Origin of the sequence: Micromonospora sp. B11E3 (genome assembly GCF_039871625.1) — a bacterium.
GTDB lineage: Bacteria > Actinomycetota > Actinomycetes > Mycobacteriales > Micromonosporaceae > Micromonospora.
Genome location: NZ_JBDPMC010000033.1, coordinates 43541 through 68443, shown reverse-complemented (window position 1 = coordinate 68443; position 24903 = coordinate 43541). Strand labels below are relative to the sequence as shown.

The 24903-nt window shown below is 73.5% G+C and carries 16 protein-coding genes; 5 read left to right on the top strand and 11 right to left on the bottom strand.

Annotated features, from left to right (window positions below):
* Positions 1–127 precede the first annotated feature (127 nt).
* Entirely contained in the window at positions 128–6745 is a 6618-nt protein-coding gene (locus ABGB16_RS18205; protein ID WP_347669274.1) for an amino acid adenylation domain-containing protein, read from the bottom strand.
* A gap of 71 nt (positions 6746–6816) precedes the next feature.
* A complete protein-coding gene (locus tag ABGB16_RS18200; protein WP_347669273.1) occupies positions 6817–7005 on the bottom strand; it encodes a hypothetical protein in 189 nt (62 codons plus the stop codon).
* Between the two features lie 514 nt (positions 7006–7519).
* Here ABGB16_RS18200 and ABGB16_RS18195 point away from each other — a divergent pair.
* A complete protein-coding gene (locus ABGB16_RS18195; protein WP_347669272.1) occupies positions 7520–8476 on the top strand; it encodes a DUF1152 domain-containing protein in 957 nt (318 codons plus the stop codon).
* 112 nt (positions 8477–8588) lie between these two features.
* On the opposite strand, the gene ABGB16_RS18190 is transcribed toward ABGB16_RS18195, so the two are convergent.
* Both ABGB16_RS18190 and ABGB16_RS18185 read right to left on the bottom strand, forming a co-directional pair.
* A complete protein-coding gene (locus ABGB16_RS18190; protein ID WP_347669271.1) occupies positions 8589–9812 on the bottom strand; it encodes a S8 family serine peptidase in 1224 nt (407 codons plus the stop codon).
* A 268-nt stretch (positions 9813–10080) separates the two neighbouring features.
* Positions 10081–13188, bottom strand: a complete 3108-nt coding sequence (locus ABGB16_RS18185; protein WP_347669275.1) for a patatin-like protein — start codon at positions 13186–13188, stop codon at positions 10081–10083.
* A gap of 570 nt (positions 13189–13758) precedes the next feature.
* On the opposite strand from ABGB16_RS18185, the gene ABGB16_RS18180 reads away from it, so the two are divergent.
* Positions 13759–13974, top strand: a complete 216-nt coding sequence (locus ABGB16_RS18180) for a hypothetical protein (protein ID WP_347669270.1) — start codon at positions 13759–13761, stop codon at positions 13972–13974.
* A 260-nt stretch (positions 13975–14234) separates the two neighbouring features.
* A complete protein-coding gene (ggt, locus tag ABGB16_RS18175) occupies positions 14235–16040 on the top strand; it encodes a gamma-glutamyltransferase (protein WP_347669269.1) in 1806 nt (601 codons plus the stop codon).
* 47 nt (positions 16041–16087) lie between these two features.
* Here the strand turns inward: ggt and prfH are convergent, their stop codons facing one another.
* The 6 genes from prfH to ABGB16_RS18145 form a co-directional block, all read right to left on the bottom strand.
* Positions 16088–16762 (bottom strand): peptide chain release factor H, encoded by a 675-nt coding sequence (gene prfH / locus ABGB16_RS18170; protein WP_347669268.1) that lies wholly within the window; start codon positions 16760–16762, stop codon positions 16088–16090.
* Positions 16759–17946, bottom strand: coding sequence for an RNA ligase RtcB family protein (locus tag ABGB16_RS18165; protein ID WP_347669267.1), 1188 nt, complete (start codon positions 17944–17946; stop codon positions 16759–16761). The genes prfH and ABGB16_RS18165 overlap by 4 nt, the downstream gene beginning before the upstream one ends.
* 189 nt (positions 17947–18135) lie before the next feature.
* Complete coding sequence (locus ABGB16_RS18160) at positions 18136–18762, bottom strand: response regulator transcription factor (RefSeq protein WP_347669266.1); 627 nt, start codon at positions 18760–18762, stop codon at positions 18136–18138.
* The gene (locus ABGB16_RS18155) at positions 18759–20018 is read right to left on the bottom strand and encodes a histidine kinase (RefSeq protein ID WP_347669265.1); all 1260 of its coding nucleotides are present in this window, start codon (positions 20016–20018) and stop codon (positions 18759–18761) included. Before ABGB16_RS18155 ends, ABGB16_RS18160 begins: the two co-directional genes overlap by 4 nt.
* Positions 20019–20022: 4 nt before the next feature.
* A complete protein-coding gene (locus tag ABGB16_RS18150) occupies positions 20023–20481 on the bottom strand; it encodes an ABA4-like family protein (RefSeq protein ID WP_347669264.1) in 459 nt (152 codons plus the stop codon).
* Positions 20478–21938: a hypothetical protein gene (locus ABGB16_RS18145; RefSeq protein ID WP_347669263.1), complete on the bottom strand. Its 1461-nt coding sequence runs from the start codon at positions 21936–21938 to the stop codon at positions 20478–20480. Before ABGB16_RS18145 ends, ABGB16_RS18150 begins: the two co-directional genes overlap by 4 nt.
* 229 nt (positions 21939–22167) lie before the next feature.
* Here ABGB16_RS18145 and ABGB16_RS18140 point away from each other — a divergent pair, with 229 nt between their 5' ends.
* Together ABGB16_RS18140 and ABGB16_RS18135 are read left to right on the top strand one after the other, a co-directional pair.
* A complete protein-coding gene (locus ABGB16_RS18140) occupies positions 22168–22911 on the top strand; it encodes a hypothetical protein (RefSeq protein ID WP_347669262.1) in 744 nt (247 codons plus the stop codon).
* 61 nt (positions 22912–22972) lie between these two features.
* Positions 22973–23572 carry a class I SAM-dependent methyltransferase gene (locus ABGB16_RS18135; RefSeq protein ID WP_347669261.1) on the top strand — a complete coding sequence of 200 codons (600 nt, stop codon included), beginning with the start codon at positions 22973–22975 and terminating at the stop codon, positions 23570–23572.
* Between the two features lie 159 nt (positions 23573–23731).
* Here ABGB16_RS18135 and ABGB16_RS18130 read toward each other — a convergent pair whose 3' ends face one another.
* Complete coding sequence (locus tag ABGB16_RS18130; protein ID WP_347669260.1) at positions 23732–24565, bottom strand: hypothetical protein; 834 nt, start codon at positions 24563–24565, stop codon at positions 23732–23734.
* Positions 24566–24903: the final 338 nt, after the last annotated feature.

Genomic DNA, 24903 nt, shown 5'->3' with positions numbered 1-24903 from the left:
GGCCCCGGACGCCCACCCGGCAGCCCCAACCGACACCGCGCACCCCGCCACGACGTCGGTAAAACCATCCACCGCGCCCGCACCCAAGCCGACCAGCAAAAACGCAAAGGTTAAAAATCAAGACTAGCTAGATGTCGGTGAGCGGGAACGGCTTGTGGCGGGCGGCGGGGTCGGGGGTGAGCGGCGCGAAGGCCACGGCGGCGGGGGCGTCGTGCCGCGCCAGCTCGGCCGCCAGGTCGGCCAGGACCGGCTTGCGGAACAGGGTACGCAGCGACAGCTGCGCCGACATGCGCTGGTTGACGGCGTGGACGAGCCGCGTGGCCAGCAGCGAGTGCCCGCCGAGGGCGAAGAAGTTGTCGTACGCCCCGACGCGGTCGCGGCGCAGCACCTCCGCCCAGATGGCGGCCAGCTCGGCCTCCCGCCCGTCGCGCGGCGCGACGTAGGCGGCGTCGTCCGCCTGGCCCGGCGCCGGCAGGGCGCGGCGGTCGAGCTTGCCGTTGGCGGTCAGCGGCAGCCGGTCCAGCACCGTCCAGCGGGTCGGCACCATGTGCTGGGGCAGCCGCAGTCGCAGGTGGTCGCGGGCCGTCTCGGCGGTGGCGTCGCCGGCCAGGTAGCCGACCAGGTGCGGGTCGCCGGGCGAGTCCTCGCGCAACAGGACGGCCGCCTCGCGTACGCCGGGGACGTCCCGCAGGGCGCTCTCGATCTCGCCCGGCTCGACCCGGAAGCCGCGTACCTTGACCTGGTCGTCGGCGCGGCCGACGAAGTCGATCACGCCGTCGGCCCGGCGGCGGACCAGGTCGCCGCTGCGGTACATCCGCTCGCCCGGCCCCGCGTACGGGTCGGGGCGGAACCGTTCCGCCGTCAGCGCGGGCCGGTGCAGGTAGCCCCGAGCCAGACAGGTGCCGCCGATCCACAGCTCGCCGAGCACCCCGTCCGGCACCGGGTCGAGCCGGTCGTCGAGCACGTAGAACCGCGCGTTGGCGATCGGCCGGCCGATCGGCGGCAGCGCCGGCCAGCTGGCCGCGTCGGCGGTGGCCAGGGCGTACTGGCTGACCACGTGCGTCTCGGTCGGGCCGTAGTGGTTGTAGAGGTATCCGCCGCCGAGGCCCACGAGCAGGGCGCGGACGCCGTCGTCGATCCGCAGCGCCTCGCCGGAGGTGACGATCTCGCAGCCGGACGCGAGCGGGGGTTCGTCCGTGGTCAGGCTCGCCATCTGGTGCAGCACCGCCGTCGGCAGGAACGCGCGCCGTACGCCCTGTTCGGCGATGAGGCGGCGCAGCTCGCCGAGGTCCCTGGCGCGTTCCTCGTCGATCAGCACCAGCGTGCCGCCCCGGCACAGGGTGCTCCAGATCTCGTGGGCGGACATGTCGAAGCTGATCGAGGCGAACTGCAGCACCCGCTCCGGCGCCGGGCTGCCGGGCGCGGCGTACCGGAGCTGCCAGTCGATCAGGTTGTCGAGGCAACGCCAGGTCTGCGCCACGCCCTTCGGCCGGCCCGTGGAGCCGGAGGTGTAGAGGACGTACGCGAGGTGGTCGGGCCCGGCGACCGGGCTGGGGTCGTCGGTGGGCTGCCCGGCCCAGCGTTCGCCGTCCGTGGCGAGGTTGACGGCAGGCGGCGCGCCGGCGACCTCGGTGACGGTCGCGGTGTCGGCGCCGGTGAGCAGGAGGACCGGGGCGCTGTCGTCCAGCATGTACGCGAGCCGCGGGGCGGGGTAGGCCGGGTCGAGGGGCAGGTACGCGCCGCCGGCCTTGAGGATGGCCAGCAGCGCGACGATCAGGTCCGGCGACCGGCGCAGGCAGATCGCGACCAGCGAGTCGGGGCCGACGCCGAGGTCGCGTAGGTGGTGTGCGAGTTGGTTGGCGCGGGTGTTCAGGTCGCCGTAGCGCAGCGACCGTCCCTCGAACGTCACCGCGATCGCCTCGGGGTTGGCCGCCGCCCGCTCCTCGAAGCGCGCCCGGACGCCCTGCGCCACCGGCGACGTGGAGCCCTGGCGCACCAGCCGCTGCCGCTGCCGCGCGTCCATCAGGGACAGTTCGCTGATGGGCCGGTCGGGATGCTCCGCCATCTGGGTGAGGACGTGGTGGAGGTAGCGGGTGTGTTGGTGGGCGGTGGTGGGGTCGAACAGGGCGGTGGCGTATTCGAGGGTGCCGGTGATCCGGCCGTCGTGTTCGGTGAGGGAGAGGTTGAGGTCGAACATGGCGCTGGGGTGGGGGGTGGGCAGGGTGGTGACGTCGATGCCCGGCAGGTCGAGGTCGGTTTCCTCGTTGTTCTGCCAGGCGAACATGACCTGGAACAGGGGTGCGTGGGCGAGGTTGCGGGTGGGGTTGACGATTTCGACGACCTGTTCGAAGGGCAGGTCCTGGTGTTCGAGGGCGGTCAGTGACAGGTCGCGGACGCGGTGGAGTAGTTGGGTGACGGTGGGGTCGCCGTCGAGGTTGATGCGGAGGGCGAGGGTGTTGACGAAGAAGCCGATGAGGTCTTCGAGTTCGGTGCGGCGTCGGTTGGCGGTGGGGGTGCCGATGACGAGGTCGTGCTGTGCGGCGAGGCGGGACAGGACGATGGCCCAGCCGGTGAGGAGAGTCATGAACAGGGTGCCGCCGGTGTGGTGGGTGAGGGTGTGCAGGGCGGCGGTGAGGTCGGTGTCGAGGTCGACGGGCAGGAGGGCGCCGTGGTGGTCCTGTTCGGCGGGTCGGGGCCGGTCGGTGGGTAGTTCCAGGAGTGTGGGGGCGTCGGTGAAGGTGTGGCGCCAGTAGGTTTTCTGGCGGGTGAGGGTGGTGTCGGTGAGCCATTGGCGTTGCCAGGTGGCGTAGTCGGCGTATTGGACGGCCAGTGGTGGCAGTGGGTTGGGCTGGTGCTGGTGGAATGCGGTGTAGAGGGTGCTGAGGTCGCGGGTGAGGACGCCCATGGACCAGCCGTCGGCAGCGATGTGGTGCATCGTGAGTAGGAGGATGTGTCGGTCGGGGGCGAGGGTGACGAGTCGGCCGCGGATGAGGGGGCCGGTGGTGAGGTCGAACGGGGTGGTGGCTTCTTCGTCCCGGATCTGGGCCAGACGGCTGCCGGCGTCGGTGTGGCCGGTGAGCTCGTCGGTGTGGAGGGTGAGGCCGACGTCGGGTGGGTCGATGTGTTGGTGGGCGTCGGCGCCGTTGGTGACGAAGCGGGTGCGGAGGGCTTCGTGGCGGGCGACGAGGGCGTCCAGGGCGGAGGTGAGGGCGTCGCGGTCGAGCCAGCCGTCCAGTTGGAGTGTCAGTGGCAGGTGGTAGGCCAGGCTGACCCTGCCCAGGCGTTCCAGGAACCACAACCGCTGCTGCGCGAACGACAGCTCCAGCGCCCCGGCGCGGTCGACCGGGCGGATCGGCGGCAGCACGTCCCGGCCGTCCGGCGTCAGCCGAGCGACGAACGTGGACAGCACCGGCGCCGCGAAGACCGCCGCCGGCGACACCTCCCAGCCCAGCGCCTGCCGGATTTTCGACACCAGGCGCATGGCGAGCAGCGAGTGGCCGCCCAGGGCGAAGAAGTCGTCGTGGCGGCCGACCCGCTCGACGCCCAGCACCTCCGCCCAGATTCCGGCGACCATCGTCTCCAACAGGCCCACCGGTTCGGCGTAGCCGCGCTGGCCGAACGCCTCCCCGTCCGGCGCCGGCAGGGCCGCCCGGTCGAGCTTGCCGTTGGGCGTCAGCGGCCACGCGGCGAGGTGGACGTACGCCGCGGGCACCATGTACTCGGGCAGTTCGGCGGCGAGCCGGTCGCGCAGCGCGGCGGCGGTCGGCGGCTGCCCGGCGGCGGCCAGGTGGTAGGCGATGAGCCGCTGGTGGCCGCTGGTGTCGGGCCGGGCGACGACGACGGCCTCGCGGACGCCCGGGCAGGCGGCCAGCCGGGCCTCGATCTCGCCGAGTTCCACCCGGAAGCCGCGGATCTTCACCTGGAAGTCGTCCCGGCCGAGGAACTCGACCTGCCCGTCCGGCAGCCGGCGGCCCAGGTCGCCGGTCCGGTAGAGCCGGTCACCCGGCACGAACGGGCTGGCGGTGAAGCGCTGTGCGGTCAGTTCGGGCCGGTTCAGGTAGCCGCGCGCCACGCCCGCGCCGCCGATCCAGATCTCGCCGACCACCCCGACCGGCACCGGCTCGCCGGCCGCGTCGAGCAGGTAGACCCGCACGTTGGGCAGCGGCCGGCCGATCGGCAGGCGCACCACGTCGGCCGCATCGGCGGGGAGCAGGTGGCAGGTGCTGTCGATGGCGGCCTCGGTCACGCCGTACGCGTTGACGATCCGCACCCGCGGGCCGCACAGCGTCCGCAGCTGGACGGCGTTCGCCGCCGTCCACACGTCGGAGCCGCAGACCACCGTCTCCAGGCCGGCGAGGGTTCCGCCGACGGCGTCCAGGTACGCCATCAGCGGGTTGAGCACCGCCGGCACGAAGTCGGCGAAGTCCACGTCGTGCTGGCGCAGCAGCGCGTACAGGCCCGGGCTGTCCAGCAGCAGCGGGCGCGGGCAGAGCACGAGCCGCCCGCCGAAGCCCAGCGCGCGCACCACGTCGGCGGTGAACACGTCGAAGGAGAAGCTGGCCATCTGCAGGTGCGTCAGGCCGGGGCGCAGGTCGAACAGGCGCTCCCAGGCGGCGGCGACCGCCACCAGCTGTCGGTGCTCCACCAGTACCCCGTTGGCGGCGCCGGAGGTGCCGGACGTGTAGATCACGTACGCCAGGTGGTGCGGGGCCAGGTCGGCGACGACCGGGCCGGTCGCCGGCAGGTCCGCCCAGGCCGCCACGTCGAGGTCGAGGTCGACGACGGGGGTGTCGGTCCCGGCCAGCGCGGCGTGCAGCCGGTCGCGGGCCGGGCCGTGGGTCAGCGCCGCGACGGGCGCGCTGTCGGCCAGCATGTGGGCGAGCCGGTCGACCGGGTAGGCCGGGTCCAACGGCAGGTACGCGCCGCCGGCCTTGAGGACCGCGAGCAGGGCCACCACCGTGTCCAGCGAGCGCTCGACGCAGATCGCGACCACCCGGTCGGGGCCGACGCCGCGGTCGCGCAGGTGGTGCGCCAGCCGGTTGGCCCGCGCGTCCAACTCGCCGTACGTCAGCTCTTCGTCGTCGAGGACGAGCGCCACCGCGTACGGGTCCCGCGCCGCCTGGGCCTCGACGAGGTGGTGCACGCACCGCCCCGGCGGGTACGCCACGGTCGAATCGTTGCCGTCCGCCAGCAGCCGGCGCCGCTCGGCGGGCGGCAGGACGTCGAGCCGGTCCGCCGCCGCGCCCGGTGCCCGCTCCAGCGCCTCGGCCAGGGTCTCCAGCGCCCGCTCGACCATCGCGCAGACGCGGTCGGCCGGAATCTCGGCCGTGGCGGCGACCGTCAGGACGAAGTCGTCGCCCAGGTCGTCGACGTCCAGGGCGAGGGGGTAGTTGCCGCGCTCCTCGGCGGCCAGGTAGGTCAGGTCGTCCGCGCCGACCGTCGCCGTGGTCTCGGGCTTGGCCAGCACCGCGGCGTGCCGGTAGTTCAGCAGGGCGGTGAACAGCGGCGCGGGCGGCGCCACCCCGCTGCACGACTGGGCCAGCGCCAGCGGCGCGTTCTCGTGCCGGATCAGCTCGGTCAGCGTCTCGTGGGTGCGCCGCACGGCGTCCGCGGCCCCGGTTCCGCCGAGGGTGACCCGCACCGGGAGGGTGTTGATGAACGGCCCGAGCATCCGGTCGCTGCCGACGCCGCCCTGCATCCGGCCGAACAGCACGGTGCCGAACACCACGTCCCGGCGGCCGCTGGCCCGGGCCAGCACCTGCGCCCAGGCGACGTGGAAGAGGCTGGTCACGCTGACCTGGAGGGCCTGCGCCCGGTCGCGCAGCCGCCGCGACAGGCCGGCGTCGACGCGTACCCGGGCGTCGCGCATGGCGCGGCCGTCGCCGTGGATGTCGAGCAGGCCGAAGGGCGCGGTCGGTGCGTCGACGTCGACGAGCATCCCGCGGAAGAACGCCTCCTGCGCCGCCCGGTCGACGCCGCTCCGGATCCGGGCGACGAAGTCGCGGAACGGCAGCGGTGGCGGCAACCGGTCGGCCTGACCGGCCAGGTGGGCCTGGATCTCGGCGTTGAGCTGCTTGAGCGAGGTGTTGTCGTCGATGATGTGGTGGATCAGCTCCAGGGCCAGCCACCTGCCGTCGCGCGGGTCGCGGGCGACCAGCAGCAGCAGGGGGGCATGGTCCAGGGGCAGGCGGCCGTACCGCCGATCGAAGTGTTCGCGCAGCTGCCGGCCCGGGTCGCCGCCCGCCGGGTCGAGCGTGACCTCCTCCACCAGCAGGGGCACCCGCCGCCACACCACCTGGACCGGCTCGTTGACGCCCTGCCAGACGATCCCGGTGCGCAGGATGTCGTGCCGGGCGATCACGGCCTCCAGCGCGGCCCGGTAGCGGTCGAGCCGGTCCCGGTCGGCGAAGCCGATCAGGCTGGTGACCAGGTACGGGTCACCGTCGCGGGCCATCAGGTGGTGGAACAGGATCCCTTCCTGCATCGGGGCCAGGGGATAGATGTCCTGGACGTTCGGCGCCCCGCCGGGGACCGTGGCGACGACCGCGTCGATCTCCCGCTGACTCAGGTCGACCAGCGGCAGCATGTTCGGGGTGATCCGGGCGCAGTCGGCCGGGATCAGGTTCGGCGGGACCTCGGCCTGGCCCGGCCCGGCGCCGACGGCGGTCGCCGGCAGGGGCTGGATCTCTGCGGTTGTCCGTACCTGGTCAGGGGCCGAATTGTGAAACGAATGATCGTGCGGCAACGTGCCCCCTCGACCTCTGCTGACCAGCTGCTACGTTTCCGCCGGGAAGTTTGTTCACATTAGTTGACTGATCAAGCAAAGGCCAGAGTCAATCTCCGGTTCCACCTCGCGCGCTCGCCGAGAACGCCACCCTGCTCGGTCAGCGGGCCGCCGCCGTCGCCACCCGGCTCGGCGTAGGCATCGAGATCGACTACGAGCGGAACACCGCCCCGAACCTGGCTGGCCTGCAGTCGTTCATCGACGCCTATCGGGCCGTTCACCCGTACGACGCCACGGGCGCCCGGCCCCAGGCCCGGCTCACCATCGACGTGGCGGCCGGCGACCGGTGGCTGATCGACCTCAACCGCAAGGCGACCGCGGACTGGCTGCGGACCGACGCCCCGGTCCTCGACTACGCCAACGCCATGGTGGCCGCCCGGCCCGCCTCGGCCGGCACCGCCCAGGCGGACTGGCAGGAGCACGTCGACGGCAAGCCGCAGTACGGCCCGCCCGTCCCGCCCTCCGGTGCCGACGACCCGTACGCCCCGGAACACTCCCTGCCGGCCGGCGGCGGGGACCCGGTCGCCTGCCGGTCGAGCGGCCTCGTTCCGGCGTCGGACCGGGACGCGGCCCGTGCCGACGGCGGGCTCGGCGAGGGTCAGCGACGTGGCCACCGTGATCGGCCGGCGGGGCCACCGCCGTTGGTAGGTTGCTTGCCGCAACGGGGATCAGGGGGAGGGATCGGCGGGCGCTCCGCCGCGGAAACCCCCCGCGACCGTCGCCCGAGGAGGCCCGATGCCGTCGCTGTCCGTACCGCCGCTGTTCGCCGCGCTGGAGCAGACCCGCACCGTGCTGCTCGCCGGCGCGGGCGGCGGCTTCGACGTGTACGCCGCGATCCCGCTGGCCGTCGCGCTACGTGACGCCGGCCGGACCGTGCACCTGGCCAACCTCTCCTTCACCCGGCTCGAACTGCTCGACCTGGACGCCTGGACGGCCGAGAACGTCGCCGCCGTCACCCCGGACACCGTCGGCCCCGACGACTACTTCCCGGAACGGGCGCTGGCCCGCTGGCTCGCCGTCCGCGACCTGCCGTGCACCGTGTACGCCTTCCCGAAGGTCGGCGTGCAGCCGCTGCGGCACGCCTACCGGCAGCTGGTCGACGCGCTCGGTGTGGACGCCGTGGTGCTGGTCGACGGCGGCACCGACATCCTCATGCGCGGCGACGAGGCCGGCCTCGGCACCCCGGTGGAGGACATGACCAGCCTCGCCGCGGTCGCCGGGCTGGACGTGCCGGTGAAGCTGGTGGTCTGCCTCGGGTTCGGCATCGACGCGTACCACGGGATCAACCACACCCAGGTGCTGGAGAACGTCGCCGCCCTCGATCGCGACGGTGCGTACCTGGGCGCGCTGTCGATTCCGGGCACCAGCCGGGAGACGGAGCTGTACCGGGAGGCGGTCGCGTACGGGCAGGCGGCCACGCCGCTGCGGCCCAGCATCGTGCACGGGCAGATCGCGGCCGCCACCCGCGGCGCCGACGGGGACGTGCACGTCACCCGTCGTACCCGGGGCAGCACCCTGTTCGTCAACCCGCTGATGGCGATCTACTTCAGCTTCGACCTCGACGGTCTCGCCCGCCGCTCGCTCTACCTCGACCGGCTGGAGCACACCGTCGGCATGCGACAGGTGGCGTCGCGGATCGAGGCGTTCCGCGCGGAGATCGAGTGGCGCGCGCCCCGGTCCTTCCCGCACTGACCGCGCCGGAGACGACCGTCCCGGCCCGGGCCCGCGCCGACAACGACGGGCCCGGGCCCGGGCCCGCGCCGAAGCGACCGTCCCGGCCCGCGCGGGCCGGGACGGTCACCGGTCAGAAGGTGGCGACGTTGAGCAGCGTCTCCTGGACCCCGTCGGGGTCGCCGGCCGGCCAGCTGTAGGCGGTGGTACCGGCCGCCTGGAGAGCGGACTTGACCGCGCCCGGGGTTGCGGTCGGGTTGGTCGCCTTGTAGAGGGCGGCGCCACCGGCCACGTGCGGGCTGGCCATCGACGTGCCCGAGATGGTGCTGTAACCGCCACCCTTCCAGGCGGAGTAGATGCAGACGCCGGGCGCCATCAGGTCGACGTCGGCCCCGAAGTTCGAGAAGTCGGCGATCGTGTCGTCCACGTCGCTGTGGCAGGTGGCCGCCGCGCCGCCGCCGGGGAGGCCGTTGAAGTCGGCGAGCGCGCTGACGGTGATCACCTCGTCGTACGCGGCAGGCACATGGTTCGCCGCGTTGTCGGTCTCGTTGCCGGCCGCGACGACGTACGTCACGCCGGCGGCGACCGACCGGCAGATCGCCTCGTGCATCGCGTCCCTGTTGCTGCCGCAGGCGCTGTCGGAGCCGGAGCCGCCGAGGCTCATGTTGGCGACCTCGATCTCGCTGGCGTGCGCGGTGACGTAGTCGATGCCGCAGATGATGTCGGAGAACCTGCCGCTGCCGGCGTTGTTCAGCACCCGGACGGGCCAGACCCGGGCGCCCGGAGCCACGCCGACGGCGCCGGCGTTGTTGTCGAGCGCGCCGATCGTCCCGGCCACGTGGGAGCCGTGCCCGTTGCCGTCGTTGGCGCTGGCGCCCGTGGAGCAGTTCTTGGCTCCGGCCAGGTAGACGTTCAGGTCCGGGTGGGTGAGGTCGATGCCGGTGTCGATCACCGCCACGTCGACGTCGACCCGCTCGTCCACACCGTTGATCTTCGCGGTCGGGCTGAGCTCGGCGTCGGCTCGGTTGATGCCGGTGGGAGTCGTCTGGGCGGCGACCGTCGCGACCCCGTCGGGCTGTACGAACAGCACCCGCGGGTCGCGCGCGACGCGCGCCGCGGCGGCGGCGCTCATCCGAGCCGAGTAGCCGCGGAGGGCGTGCTGGTAGACGTGGCCGAGGGCGGCGCCGTTGGCCCGCGAGTGCTCGGCGGCGACCGACGGGGAGTCGGCGTCCGAGCGCAGTACGACGATGTAACCGGTGGTCTCGGCGCCGGAGGCGGCGGTGGCGCCTGTCGCGCCGGCCGCCGTGGCGGCGACGACGGCGCCGGTCAGCAGCGCGACGCCCAGTGTCTTGCGCATGGGTTTTCCTCTCGACATGCGGTGGGGCGGTAGGCCCCACACAGAGGTTGTTCCACCGAAGCGACGCGCACCAGATGCGACCGGCATCTGTTACCAAAAACGTATCGGTATGTCCGAACTGGAGCATGACACCGGGCTCGACGTCGAAGACGCCGAGCATCAGGGCCTCTGAGTGCGATAGCGACGGGCGCGGCCGTGGCGTTTCACCACCGGATCCCGGGCGCTGGGGCTCGACGGCCAAACCGGCGACAGGCGTGGACGGACGCGCCTATCGCCGGTCGTCACCGGACCGTCCGGGCCGGGCGCGGGCCACCCACCATCCGAGCAGGACGACGAGCACCGAGACACCGAGCTTGATCGACAGGCTCCAGATCAGCGCGGTGGAGCCGTTGCGGGCCAGGTCCGACCACACGACGCCGCCCAGGGCGAGCAGTACGACGAGCGCCGCCGCGGCCAGCCGCAGGCCGACCGGTCTCGCCTGGGGCGAGAGCAGGGCGGCGGACGAGAACCCGGCCAGCAGCAGGAGGACCGCGAGGAGGGTCAGCGCGACCGGGACCCCGGGCACCAGAAGGGTGACGGCGAGCAGCGCACCGCCGGCTGCGACGGCGATGTCGACGGCATGCCTGCCCACCGCGCTGCGGCGCGTGAGCAGGGACACCATCGCCCAGACGGTGAGGGCGTAGCCGCGGAAGGCGGAGAGGAGCATGGCCAGCGGCTTGACGGGAACGGCAGCACCGGCGACATTGGCGAGGACGGTGGTGGCGTGCGAGACGGTTCGGGCGAAGGTGTCACTGCCGACGTCGCCCTCGACGCGTTCCCGGCCGATCTTCGCGGCCTCGTCCCAGCACCGCCACAGGTCCTGCGCCGGCATGCTCCGCCCGTTGCGCCACGCGGCGTCGACGGACGCCAGCCACGTCGTGCTCGGCACGCCGCGGTCGTCCCCTTCGGCGCGTACCGCCTCGGCGAGGCTGCGCAGGTCCTCCCGCAACACGGCGGTCTGGATCGGACGGGCTATGGCGCGGGTGCAGGCGTCCAGTGCCGGTGCGTCCGCACCGGCGACCAGCAGCAGCACCTCGCGTTCGCACGCCGCCCGGTCCTGGGCCCACTGCGCGGCGAGCCATTCCCGGTCCGGCGACCGGTCGGGCACCGCGCACCTCTCGAACGCCTCCATCAGCCGGGCGACCGCCTCGGAGCGTGCCGGCCGGGGACGCGCGGGAGGCGCCGAGTCGGGCGTGAGCAGGCACTGCCGTAACCGCTCCGGGGCCAGCAGGATCCGTACGAGCTGTGCGACCCCGTCCATCCGGCCGTGCAGCCAGTCGTTGACCCGCCATGAGCCGCGGTAGAAGGCCCCGAAGTGGTGCAGCTGGACACCGGTCAACCGATCCGGCTGAAGTGACGAGACCTTGACCAGTTCCACCTCCTGCTCCGGCTCGTGGCTGGCACCGGTGAACGCCAGCTGTGCCACCTCCAGGCGCAGCATGTTCCGTAACACGGTCTCGTCGCCGAGGGCCTCGGCGAGGGCGGGGCCGGCATCCGCCGTGGCCACCGGGTCGGGGCCGCTCGCGGGTGCGACGGACGGCGCCGGCAGGAGGAACTGGTGGAGCGCGGCGAGCCGGTCGGCCCACTCGCGATCCGGATCGACCACGTCGTTTCCGGCGGCGCTCACCGTCCGCACCACGGGGGCGATCTCGCGGAGGTTCCGGGCCAGTTCGAGGGCCTGCCGGTACAGGCGGGTGCGCCGTCCGCCCTCGCGGACGGCCGCGGCGTCCCACGCCGCCAACGCGGCCTGAAGCCACCGTTCGAGTTCGTGCGGGTTCTCCGCCGGCTGATTCGTCGAGCCGCGGCGTACCGGCATCGGGCCGATGCCGTACCGCGCCGGTCCGCTCGGTGCCTTCGACCAGTAGCCGTTGAGATCCTCCCGGCCGGCGTGGACCTCCTTCAGCGTGCCGGCCACCTTCTCGCGGCACCGCACGACGGCCCCCCGCTCGGGCGAGCCGAGGTGGGCCAGCCACACCGCCCGCTTGAGCAGGTCGATCGTCATGTCGGCCAGGCGTTGGACCGTGGTCTGTCCCCAGTCCCAGGACTCGTCGGCGCGCTCGAGCGCCGTGGTGAGGGGGCCCGCCGGAACGAAGGCCATCCTCTGCCGTCGAAGCGCGGCGAGCAGTTCCTGCTCGCTCCACCGCTCGGCGGGCCGGCCGCGCTGCCCCGCCACCAGCAGCGGGGCCACGGTGCGGGCCGCGTTCTCGACACGGGTCTCCAGGTACGCCGGCCACGCCCGTTCGGACAGTTGGTCGGCCACCCCGGCCATGGCGGTGGCGAACCGGTCGCGGGCCCGGCGGCGCACCCGCACGTCACCGTTGCGGTTCCGGATCTCGGTGAGTTCGCGGGAGACGGAGTCCGTCGCGCGCAGCCGGGTCAGGACCCCGAGCAGCACCTCGCGGGCGGACGGCAGCTCCGGCCCGGGTTGGGCGGCGTCGGCGCGCGCTACGGCCGCCGGGTCGACCGCGGGGGAGGGGTGGGCCTGCTCGCCCGGGTCCGGCGCGACGTACGCGAGAACCCGGCGCACCTGGAAGCCGGCGGTCTGCCGGTACACCGCCTCCAGGGCGGGGCGGATCGGCTTGTTGAGGAGCACGCCGCCATCCACCACGTACTGCGTCTCGCGGAAGTTGGCCCGGCCGGCTGCCGAATCCCACCGCAGGTCACCGCCCGGATCGCCGGGGCTGACGCGGACGAGGTGCGGCTCGAACGCGCCGGGGAACGAGGAGGTGCAGCGTGCCGCGGCGGCCAACTCGTCGAGCACCGCGTCGGCCGCCAGGTCGCCGCTGACCGGCCGGCCGTCCGGGTAGCCGGCTCGCAGGTTGGCGAACCGGAAGGTGGCGTCGTGGTCGGTCTCGGTGATCGCCACGCCCAGGTCGTCCGTGAACGCCGTGCAGCGGCCCCGCCAGAGTGTTCCGGTGAGCACCAGCTCGACCGGCAGTGGTTCGTCCGTCGGGCCTCCGGGGGGCGTGGCATGCGAGACGACGCTCTCCAGCGCCTCCCGCACCCTGGGCAGGAAGTAGTCGTCGCCCCTGAGCAGCGACTTCGGGTTCGCTGTCAACGGATGGCGCAGCAACCGGTCCAGACTGCCGTGTTCACGCCACAGGTCCCGCATGGCGGACAGGTCTCCGCCTCTGGCGAGGCCGAGCGCCAGGAAAGCGCCGTTGAGTCCGCCGGCGGAGGTCCCGGCGATGACGTCGATGCGGACGTCAGCCTGGAGCAGATCCAGCAGTGCCGTCCAGGTGGATTCCTGCCTCGTGCGGGCCGTGGCCAACCGGAAGAGCTCAAGTGTGACCCCGCTGATCCACACCGCGAGACTGACCCCACCGGTCATGACCACAGCGAGTCGGATGTCCTGTCGGTCGGCGTCCTCGGGCGAGTTCTGCGGACGCGACGGTTGATCTCGAATTGTCTCCGCCACGTCGACCTCGCATCACGGTACGTCTTGTCGCAGCAGCATTGTCAACCGGCGGCGCCGACGGCGGGACGGGTTCGGCAAATTTCCGGCACGGTACGTGGGAGGGAAGGCGACGTGACCGCCGACTGTCCCCGTTCGTGCGCCCTGGTCGGGGTGCTGCCGGTCTCTCGGCAGATGAGCGCCGAGAGCGTTCCCGGACGCCGGCACGCCGTTTCGCAGATCCTGTGGCACCGACCCGTCCGTCCCCGGTGCCAGGGCGCGCGAGGAGAAAATGATTCACACGGCGCGGTCGGATCGTACGTGCGGGCGCGCCGGCACAGCCATCGATCAAGAACACCCGGGGCGCGGAAGACTGGAGGTGCCGTGGCTGAAGGGCTGGATCCGCCGCCGAGTCAGCCGAGCGATCCACCGCCGGCTCCGCCCGGTGATCGAACCGGGGGTTCACCAGGAAAGCCCGTCGGTACCAGGGACGGCGTTCAGAAGACCCGGGCGGTGACGGGGCTGCTGGTGGTGGTCCTGGGAGACGCGGCCATCGTTGCGGCCTCGATCATCGGCTTGGTCAGTCTGGATGAGAACACCGCGGACTCTCAGACCGTCGCGATACTGGCCAGCGCCTTCACCGCCATCACCTCCATCACGACCGCCTATTTCGGCATCCGGGCCGCCACGAACACGGCGCAGAGCTCGATCTCCGCAAGGCAGGACTGATCGAAAGGGAGCGCCCGCCGGGCCGGGGAAGACCGGCCCGGCGGGCGCCGCCACCACGGCAGGACCGGCCAGGGGTGCCCTCCCACCGGGCCACGGTCACCCGGCCGCGTTCCCGCGCGGCCCCAGACGGTGGCCCGCCAGGTCTTGGCCGTGATCGCCTGGGTGACCAGGGCGGATCGGGAACATCGGCTCGACCGGTTGCCTACTCGCGGCCGTGGCGGTAGGCAGTAGGTCCACCCATGTCGATCCGGGGAGACCACGTGAGACCTCGTACCCTCATCACCGCCACGATCGCGCTGGCCACGGTCGTGGCCGGGACCGCCGTACCCGGACAGGCGGCGAAGCCGGCCGAGCCGCCGAAGGAGCCGGCGGCGGTCGGGTACGGGGGAGCGGTCGCCACGGTGGACGCCGCCGCCACCGCGGTCGGGCTGGCGGTGCTGCGCCGCGGCGGCAACGCCGTCGACGCCGCGGTCGCCGCGGCGGCCACGCTCGGCGTCACCGAACCCTTCTCCGCCGGCATCGGCGGCGGCGGCTTCCTCCTCTACTACGACGCCGGGACCGGGCGGGTGCACACCATCGACGGCCGCGAGGCGGCTCCGGCGTCGATGAGCGAGACCAGCTTCGTCGACCCGGCCACCGGCCAGCCGTACCGGTTCGACGAGGCCCGGATCAGCGGCCTGTCGGTCGGCGTCCCCGGCACGCTGCTCACCTGGCAGGACGCCTTGGACCGCTGGGGCACGCGGTCGCTGGCGCAGCTGCTCGAGCCGGCCGCGCGCGTCGCCGAGGACGGCTTCACCGTCGACGAGACCTTCGCCGGCCAGATCGCCGCGAACCAGGCCGCCTTCGGGCAGTTCAGCTCGACCGGCGCGCTGTACCTGCCCGGTGGCCGGCCGCCCGCGGTCGGCAGCACCTTCCGCAACCCCGACCTGGCGGAGACGTACCGGCTGATCGCCAGGCAGGGCACCGACGTGTTCTACCGGGGTGAGGTCGGTAGCGACCTGGTCGCCACCGTGCAGCACCCGCCGGTCGCGGCGCAGCCGATCGGGTCCTGGCCGTACCCGGTCCGCCCGGCCGGGATGACCTCCGCCGACCTCGCCGGCTACCGCACCCGCTTCCCCGAGCCGACCAGGTCGGACTACCGGGGCCTCGAGGTGTACGGCATGTCCACCCCGTCGAGCGGCGGCACCGCGGTGGGCGAGGCGCTCGACATCCTCGAGCAGTTCGACCTGCGCTCGATGAGCGCGACCCAGGCGATGCACCACTACCTGGAGGCCAGCGCGCTGGCGTTCGCCGACCGCAACCGGTACGTCGGCGACCACACCCCGCGGGCCGTGCTCCACGAACTGCTCAGTGACGCGTACGCCAAGGAACGCGCCTGCCTGATCGACGCCTCGGCTGCGCTGCCCAAGCCGGTCGCACCTGGCGTGCCCGACGGCGCCTACGGCGGCTGCTCGGCGGCGCCGGCCGCCGACGTCCGCGACGACCGCAGGAGCACCACCAACCTGACCGTGGCCGACCGGTGGGGCAACGTGGTGGAGTACACGCTGACCATCGAGGCGACCGGCGGCAACGGGATGGTCGTACCCGGGCGGGGGTTCCTGCTCAACAACGAGCTGACCGACTTCAACTTCGCGCCGACCCAGGGCGCCGCGCCCGACCCGAACCTGCCGGCGCCGGGCAAGCGCCCGCGCAGTTCCATGTCGCCCACGATCGTGCTGGCCGACGGACGGCCGTTCCTGGCCGTCGGCACGCCCGGCGGCGCGACGATCATCACTACGGTCCTGCAGCTGCTGGTCAACCGGATCGACCTGGGGATGACCCTGCCGCAGGCGCTGGCGGCGCCGCGGGCGTCGCAGCGCAACGGCGCCAGCACCCAGGCCGAGCCGGCGTTCGTCGCCGAGTACGCCGGTGGCCTTCCCCCGGGGCACGCCTTCTCCTCGACCGCCGAGATCGGCGCCGCGACGGGTATCGAGTTCCTGGACGACGGCCGGCTGCTCGCCGCGGCCGAGCCGGTACGCCGGGGCGGCGGTGCGGCCGCCGTGGTCGGCCGCTGGGCGCGCCCCTGACGGCGGGGTGCCGCGGCGACGGCTCGGGCCAGCTGAGCCGTCGCCGCTCAGCGCGGCCCGGGCCGCCGCCGCTGGTGCGTCCGCTGTCGCGGGGTCGCGTCCCCCGCCGTCGGGCGGGGGCGTTCCACCCGGGTCGGATCGCCGCGTACGAGCTCGTCGTGGATCCGCCACTGGTCCTGGACGACGGCGCGCCGCGCCGCCTCGTCGCCGCGCTCGATGCGTTGTCGCAGCAGCTGTACGGCGATGCGCCGGTTGAGGCTGAACTGCCGTTCGGTGTCGACCACCACGACGATGCCCGAGGGGCGGTGGACCGCACGTACCGCCGTGCTGGCCTTGTTCCGGTGCTGCCCGCCGGGGCCGCCGGTACGGCAGGCGACGATTTCGACGTCCGCCTCCGCGAACGCCGTGGCGGGGACGTCGGTCCGGCACGGTCGGCTGACGACGTACCAGTTCTTGCGGCCGGTGCTCGCGCGGTAGGGGCTTGGGGCCTGCCAGCACAGGGTTCCGGTCCAGGAGGCGGCGAACGCTTCCGCGTCGGCGCCGGAGACCCGCACCAGCGCCGATCGGTAGGTGTCGGGCCGGTCACCGGGCACGGTCTGTACCCGGTGGGTCGTCAGGCCGTGGTGCGCCGCGTCGGCTTCCAACCGGCACAGCAGCCGGGCCAGCGCCCAGGCGCACTCCTGCGGGCCGCGCCCGGCGGACATGAGCAGGTGCACGCTCATCGCCGGCCCCGCCGGCGGCCGTCGTTCCGGCGCTCGGGTCCGCGGGCTGGCCCGACGTCGGGCGTCTTGTAGGTGACCAGGGGGACCGTGGCGGCCACGGGGGCGGCCAGGTCGTGGTCGACGAGGTCGCGGATCACCTGTTCGATGCGCTTGTACGCCGTGGGTGCCTCCTCGAAGAGCAGCTGGCGGTCGCCGCACACCACCAGCGAGCCCACCGGGGTGCGGCGCAGTTCCTCGACGGTGTGCTTGGCCCGGCCGCGGCGCAGGGCGTCGGCGCGGGACATCTTGCGGCCCGCGCCGTGCGCCACCGAGTGGTTGGCCTCCGGGCCGGCGTGGGCGGCCACGAGGTAGGAAGGGGTGCCGCGCGTCCCGGCGACGAGCACGTCGCGGCCGTCGCCCGGCGCCGCGCCCTTGCGGTGCAGGTAGACCCCGTCGCGGACCTCGACCAGGTTGTGGCACTGGTCCACGACCGGTTCGGTGGGCTCGGTGCCCAGGGCGTGGGCGACCCGGGCGGCCAGCAACCGCCGGTTGAGCGAACCCCAGCGTACGGCCGCGTCGTGCATGGCCAGATAGGCGGCGAAATCAGGGGTGGGGCCCGCACCGTGGACCTCGGTGTGCGCCCGCAGGATCCGCTCGCCCAGCCCCCGCGAGCCGCTGTGCACGACGAGCACGAGGTCGCCGGCGTCGAGCCCGAGACGGCTCGCGTGACCCGACTCGAAGACGGTGTCGATCCGCGCCAGCTCGACGAAGTGGTTGCCCCGACCGACCGTTCCGAGGCCATCGACGTGACCCGCGGGAACGTCACCGTCCACGACGGCCCAGGCCGGGTCGTCGCCGTCCCGCTCCGGGTCGAGCGGGCGGTCGAGGTCGGGGAACCGGGCGGCGAGCCTCTCCGGCACGGCGCGTTTGAGCTTGATCGGGAACACGGCGATCCCGCAACCGATGTCGGAGCCCACCAGGAACGGGTACAACACGGTCGACGCCATCGCGGCGCCGACGGGGGCGCCCTTGCCCGGGTGCAGGTCCGGCATGCCGGCGACGTGGATCATGCCGTCGAGGGCGGCCACCTGCTGGCACTGTGCGAGGGCTTCGGACTCGATCCAGCTGGTGGGGGAGGCGAACACGGTGACGGTGGCCGGGGTGGACCTGGGCAGGGGTTCCCGCCGAAAGTGGTGCTGAGACAAAGACGCTCGCTTCTCGGTGAAAGGTGTGGACAGACGGCACTACGGCGCCGGCCGGCGCCGCGGGCCTCGGGAGCGGAGGGGGAAGCTGTCCTCAGAACGTCATGGGCACCACTGTCCGGGAGGGAACCTCCCGCAGCAAGCGAGTTTCGGCCGGCGGTGCGGGGAGGGGCCGGCCGGCCCAGGAGCTCCTCAGGCGCCGCGGGCGAACAGGGCCAGGCGCACCCGGTTGGGGCTGCCGGTCTTGGTCATCAGGCTGGTGATGTGGGTCTTGACCGTGGTGACGCCGATGTGCAGCCGCTCGGCGATCTCCGTGTTGGACAGGCCCTCGGCGACGAGGTTCAGCACGTCCTGCTCGCGTGCGGTCAGATCCGCCACCGGCCGGGGCGTCCCGGCGCGGGCGTGCACCGCGCGGTGGACCAGGCGCCGCAGCACCTCCTGGCTGAACGGGCTCTCGCCGGCGGCGGCCCGGCGGACGCCGTCCAGCAGGTCGGCGGGCGGTGCGTCCTTGAGCAGGAATCCGCAGGCACCGGCGGTCAGAGCCGGGTAGAGGTGGTCGTCGTCGCCGAACGTGGTCAGCACCAGCACCCGGATGGCGGGACGGTCGGCGAGGATCCGGGTGGTCGCGGTGATCCCGTCGACGCCCGGCATGCGCAGGTCCATGACGACGACGTCGGGGACGAGCCGCGCGGCGAGGGTGACCGCGTCGCGGCCGTTGTCGGCCTCGCCGACGACCTCGATGTCGGGCTGGGCGTCGCACAGCATGCGCAGGCCCGCACGGATGAGGTGCTGGTCGTCGACCAGCAGGACGCGGATCACGCCGGCTCCGCCGTGCGCGGCCCGACGGGGGCCTCGCGTTCCCGCGGTGACGATGGGGCCGGCGCGACGGCGGGGGACGGGGGATGAGACGGCGCAGCCGGCAGGACGGTACGCACCCGCCAGCCACTGCCCGTCGGACCGGCCTCCAGTCGCCCCCCGAGGACCTCGACGCGCTCGCGCATGCCGGTGATGCCGTGGCCGCCACCGGAGGGCACGGCCGCGGGCAGCCACCCGCCCCCGTCGTCCGACACCTCCCAGTGGACGGCGCCGTCGACCACGCTGACCGACAGGCGGGCCAGCGCGGACGTGCCGGCGTGCTTGGCCACGTTGGTCAGCGCCTCCTGGGTGAGCCGCAACACCGCCAGGCCCCGGACCGCGTCGAGCGAACCGATCGCCGGGTCGATGTCGGCCTCCACGACGACGCCGGCCTGCCGGGCCCGGTCGACCGCCGCGCCGAGTGCCGCCGGCAGCGCCGACGGCTCGATCGCGGTCAGCGCGGCGTCGCCGCGTACCCCCTCGGGGTTGCGTAGCACCTCGACCAGCCGGCGCAGGTCGGCCAGGGCCGCGCTCCCCGTGGCGTGCACGTCGTCGAACACCTCACCCACCCGCGGATCCAGGTCGGTCAGCACGTGCCGGGCCACGCCGACCCGCAGCACCATCGACGCCACGTGGTGCGCGACCACGTCGTGCAACTCCCGCGCGATGGCGCTGCGCTCGTCGGCGCGCGCCGCGCGGCTGTCCGACTCGCGCCGGCGCTGCTCCGCCTCCGCCCGATCCTGCGCCTGCCGGGCGAGTTCCCGGGTGGTCCGGATGACCAGGCCGAGCAGCAGCGGGACGCCGACCTCCACCAGCAGCCCGAACACGCCGGAGAGGACCCGCCGGAACGGGTCGCCGATCGAGTTGGTCAGGTCGACGGCGGCCAGCAGCCCGGCGGCCAGCCAGATGGTCCGTGGCCGACGCGCCCGCATGGTCAGCTCCAGCAGCGCCCAACTGGTGCCCACCTGGTTGATCGTGACGTCGTCGACCAGCGGGATCGCGACCGCCAGCAGCGCGGCCTGGGCCAGCAGGTTGACCAGCGGCCGGCGGTGCAACGCCAGCGCGACGGCGAACGCGATCACCGCGAGGACCCACTGGGTGGCCGTCGGCGCCCCGGTCATCGGGGCGCCGAACAGCAGGTACCCGATGCCGCTGAGGTCGAGCAGCGCCATCCGTACGAGGGTGTCCCGTGCGTCGAACAGTCGCCCCAACCGGCCCACGGGGTCAGCCTAGGCGCTGCGATCCGGACGAGGTACGAACGGCCGTCGGCCGCTCCCACCTCGTCCGGATCGCCAGGTAGGCGGCCAGGCCGAGCGGCCCGAGCAGGATCGTCAACACCAGCACCGGCGCCATGACCAGCGCCGGCACCCCCCGTTCCCGGCTGTCGAGCCACGCCCACCGGCCGACGAACAGGTCGAACGCGATCATGTGCGCCCAGGCCGCCGCCGCGCCGTCGGCGGTGCCCAGCAGGTCGCGTACGCCGTCCAGGGTCGGGGACGCCACGGCCGGCAGCACCTCCCCGAGCGCCGGGAGGACCAGGATCGCGTAGATCACCAGGACCGGGGCCACGATCAGCGGCGACCGGACGACCCGGGCGGTCACCGACCAGCGTGGCAGCAGGATCATCAGGGCCCAGAACGGCGCGGCCGTCGCGAACGTCAGCGTGAACAGTGTGCCGGTCATGCCGCGAGCGTCATCTCCGAGCGGCGCCGCCGGGTCACGACGAGGCCGGCGGCGGTCGCGGTCGCGACCATGAGGGCCGCCACGGCGGCCAGGGTGAGCGCGTCCGGACGCAGCAGCGGCTGCCCGCGCAGCGCCTGCCAGGTGAGCAGCAGCGTGAACGCGCCGTACGCGCCGCCCGCGACGACCAGCAGCCGCGCCTGGGTGAGCTCGTCCAGTCGCCTGCCGAGGAACCTGCGCAGCAGGATCGCCAGGATCGGCAGCGCCTGCAGCGCGTGCAGCCCCACGAAGTGCCCGATCCGCAGGTCCCCGCCGGTGGTGCTCCAGCCGACAAGCGGCAGCCCCGGCCCGCCGTCCGGTACGCCCACGCTGTGCGCCCCCGAGATCCCCTCGGCGCCCCGCTGCTGGCTGGGCATCGTCATCGGTACGGCCGCCAGCATGCCGAGCAGCGTCAGGCCGAGCCCCAGCGCCACCGCGTACCGGGCGGCCCGGTCGGCGATGCGCTGGCGCAGCACCACGATCCCGAGGACGAGGTGCGCGGCGAACAGCACCACGATCGCGGCACCCATCAACGCGAACAGGGCGCCGTTCAGCGGGGTGGTGGCGTTGAAGTGGCTGGTGGTGCCGCGCAGCACCTGCCCGACGATGATCACCATTTCGAGCACCGCCACGGCGACGATGACGGTGGCCGCCCGCTCCGCGACCCGGCTACGCCTCGGCAGCAGGGAGAGCATCCAGGCCAGGGTGACGCTGTACGCCACGAACGACAGGGAGAACTTCAGCGGCTTGAGCCAGATCGGCACACCGGTGAGGACCCGCGGGTCGGCGACGACGCCGACCGCGGAGACGACGGCGAGCACCGCCATCGCCGAGACGAAGACCATCAGTGGGCGGTGCCAGTGTGCCGCCCGACGCAGCGTGATTGTCATACCTGCAGATGCTGCTGCGCCGACCCCTGGACTTCGCCCGACCTGAGGCCCCGGTTGCGTCCGACGGTCGGAGCGCCGCCTCCTACCCGGGTAGGAGAAGCGGCGGGACTTGTCCTGGTCCAGCGCCGGCCACGCCGCCTTGTAGGCGGCGCCGTCCTGCACGCCCAGCGGCGGGTAGTCGAGCGAGACGGAGATGAGGTTGCCGTCCTGCTCACCGCCGGTGAGACGGTCGCACGGTCCCATGTGGTGCAGGTCGACGTACGCGTCGACGGCGCCCTTCTCCGCCCGCAGGCCCACGTAGACGTCGCGGATGGCCCGCGACTCGGGAGAGAGGAAGAACCCGGCGTCGGTGTCGCGGCCCGGCAGGTCCGCGCCGCGCGGCACGTAGTCGAGGTCCGGGTTGAAGTCGCGGTTCAGGTCGTAGCCGGGCAGGTTGATGCCGTCTCCGCTGAGCCGGTGGTACCAGGCCCGCGGGGCCCCGGCCAGCTGCGGGAACTCCGCCACCGTCTCGTCCCAGGACCGCACGTTCATGCGCCGGTTTGAGCTCGCCGCCGTCGGGGTTGACCATGGGCATCGCGACGAAGGTGATCTCGCTGAGGATCTGTCGCGTCTGCGCGTCGCCGGCGCTGCCCAGGCGCTTGAGGATGCCGAGCAGCGCTTCCGTGCCGGTCCGCTCGTTGCCGTGGATCGCGCTGGTGACCAGCAGCACCTTGTCGCCGGTGCCGACCCGGGCCGCGTACAGCTCCCGGCCCTCCGGCGAGTGCCCGACCACCTCCACGTCCACCCGGCCGCCGCTGGTGCGCTCGATCTGCGCCAGCTGCTCGCCGACCTGCTGGTGGTTGCTCCAGCCCGACCAGGACGGATCCTCGGCGATCTTGCAGCTGCCCTGCCCCGGGCCCTCGGGGCGGCAGCGGAGACGGCCGGAGCGGTCAGGATCGACCCGGCCAGCGCGGCCGTCACGGCGGCGGCCAGCGCACCGCCGGTGGACGTCTTCGTGTCGGCTTTCCGGCGCCGTCCAACTAGATTGGTCCGTACCAGACCGAGGAGGGCCACGATGCGGACCTGGACGCCGCGCCGCCTGGCCGCGGTGGTGCTCGGCGCCGCCGCGACCGCGGTGGTGATCGCCGTGCCGACCGACCTGATCGACACTCCACTGTTCACCCGCAGCGTCGCGGTGACCTGGTGGGCCTGGCCCGCGTTGGCCGCCACCGCGGTGCTGGCGGGCCTGCTGCTCGCCACCTACGTGCAACCCGCGGACGCCGGGTCCCCGGTCGCGGAGAAGCGGCTCGGCACCGTCGGCGGGCTGCTGTCACTGCTGGCGGTAGGCTGCCCCGTCTGCAACAAGCTGGTGCTGCTGGCGCTGGGCACGAGCGGCGCCATGACCTGGTTCGCGCCGGCCCAGCCGCTGCTCGCCGTCGCCTCGATCGTCCTGCTCGGCTGGGCCCTGCACCGGCGCCTGCGCTACGAGCGCAGCTGCCCGGTGCCCGCCCCGGCGGACGGGTAGGCCGCGAGCCGCCGATGATCGGGGCGGACCGCGAAGATCAGCGCCGAAGGGAGACCAGGCCGTGGACAGGGCCGACTGGGACGCCCGTTACGCCAGCGCTCCGGAACTGGTCTGGACCGCCGAACCGAACCGGTTCGTCGTCGCGGAGACCGCCGACCTGCCCCCGGGCCGGGCCCTGGATCTGGCCGCCGGGGAGGGACGCAACGCGGTCTGGCTGGCCGGCCGCGGATGGCGGGTCACGGCCGTCGACTTCTCCGCAGTGGCGGTGCGGCGCGGGCGGGACCTCGCCCGCGAGCGCGGCGTCGACATCGACTGGCAGGTCGCCGACGTCATCACCTACCGGCCCGAGGCCGATGCCTTCGACCTGGTCCTCGTCGCCTACCTGCACCTGCCGCAGCCCGACCGGGCGACCGTCCTGCGCCAGGCGGCTGCCGCCGTACGCCCCGGCGGGTCGTTCGTCCTGGTCGGCCACGACCTGGCCAACCTCACCGCCGGCACCGGTGGCCCCCGCGATCCCGCCCTGCTGCTGACTCCGGACGCCGTGGCCGCCGAGCTGCCCGGCCTGCGGGTCCGCAGGGCCGACACGGCCCGCCGTCCTGTCCGCGTGCAGGACGAGACCGTCGACGCCCTGGACACCGTGGTGGTGGCGACCCGACCGTGACACCGCGCGCGTCGTCCCGCGCGTTGTGATGCGCGAACAGCTGTGTCATTTCCTGCTCCACCGCCCAGGGAGAACTTCCCGCCATGAGCGAGAAGTTCCCCGTCAGGAAACGGTCATGCGAGCACCGTCGACCGCGCAAGCCGCGGCCGGAGGCGCCGACTACAACCCGATTCGGGCCTGGTGGATCCGCTGCTGCGCGCCCCGGAGGAACAGCCGCAGCTCACCGCCGTAGACCGCGGCCGCCGGTGCCGCCGTCGCGCCCTTGGGGGCCGTCAGGGTCGCCCATCCCGACCAGGCGCCCGTCGACACGGACAGCTGGTTGGTGCGTACCAGAGCGCCGTCGCCACGGGCGAACAGGTGCAGGTTGCCGCCGTAGACGGTGGCGGCGGGGGCCGAGTGCGCGTTGGCGGTGCCGGGGATGGTGGTCCATCCGGTCCAGGTGCCGCTGGTGGTGTAGCGGTTGGTGCGCAGTTGGCCGGTGGCGGTGGTGGTGAACAGGTGCAGGTTGCCGCCGTAGACGGTGGCGGCGGGGGCCGAGTGCGCGTTGGCGGTGCCGGGGATGGTGGTCCATCCGGTCCAGGTGCCGCTGGTGGTGTAGCGGTTGGTGCGCAGTTGGCCGGTGGCGGTGGTGGTGAACAGGTGCAGGTTGCCGCCGTAGACGGTGGCGGCGGGGGCCGAGTGCGCCTTCGCGGTGCCCGGGACGTTGCTCCAGCCCGACCACGCGTCGGCCGTGAGCGAGTACCGGTTCGTCCGCACCCCGCCGCCGGGGGCCTGCGCGAACACGAACAGATCCCCCGTGTAGGTCACCGCGGCCGGCCCGGACCGGGCCTGGGCCGCGCCCGGCACGGGAGCCCATCCGGACGCCGGCGGAAGCTGGGGCCGGCCGAAGCCGCTCGCCACCGCCGCACCGGCCGGCACCACCAGCAGAGCCGCGGCGAGGCCGGGGACGAGCAGGCGCCGCAGCGGCCTGGTTACCTGATGAACTAAAGCCATGAACACTCCCTTTCGGACGGACGATGCCGGGCAGCCGGCAGATCAAGGGGACTCAGGGACATCATGCCCGCCCGCCGGGCCGTCGCCGTACAGCCACACGTCCCGCCGTCGTCACCCGTCACGGCACTTGTCTGTCCGCGTCCGCCGTACGACCCGTAGCGCCTGCCCGTCGGGGTTGGCGCGGGGCGGCTGCCCCGGGCTGCGTGCGTCGCCGCCGGGGCGGTCGCGTCGACGTACGTGTCCGCGAGCGCCGGCCGATCGGCGTGCTCGGCCCGGATGACCAGCTGCGGTGGGTGATTGAGGGGCGTCTCTCGATCAGGGACGCCCTGCTGGCGATC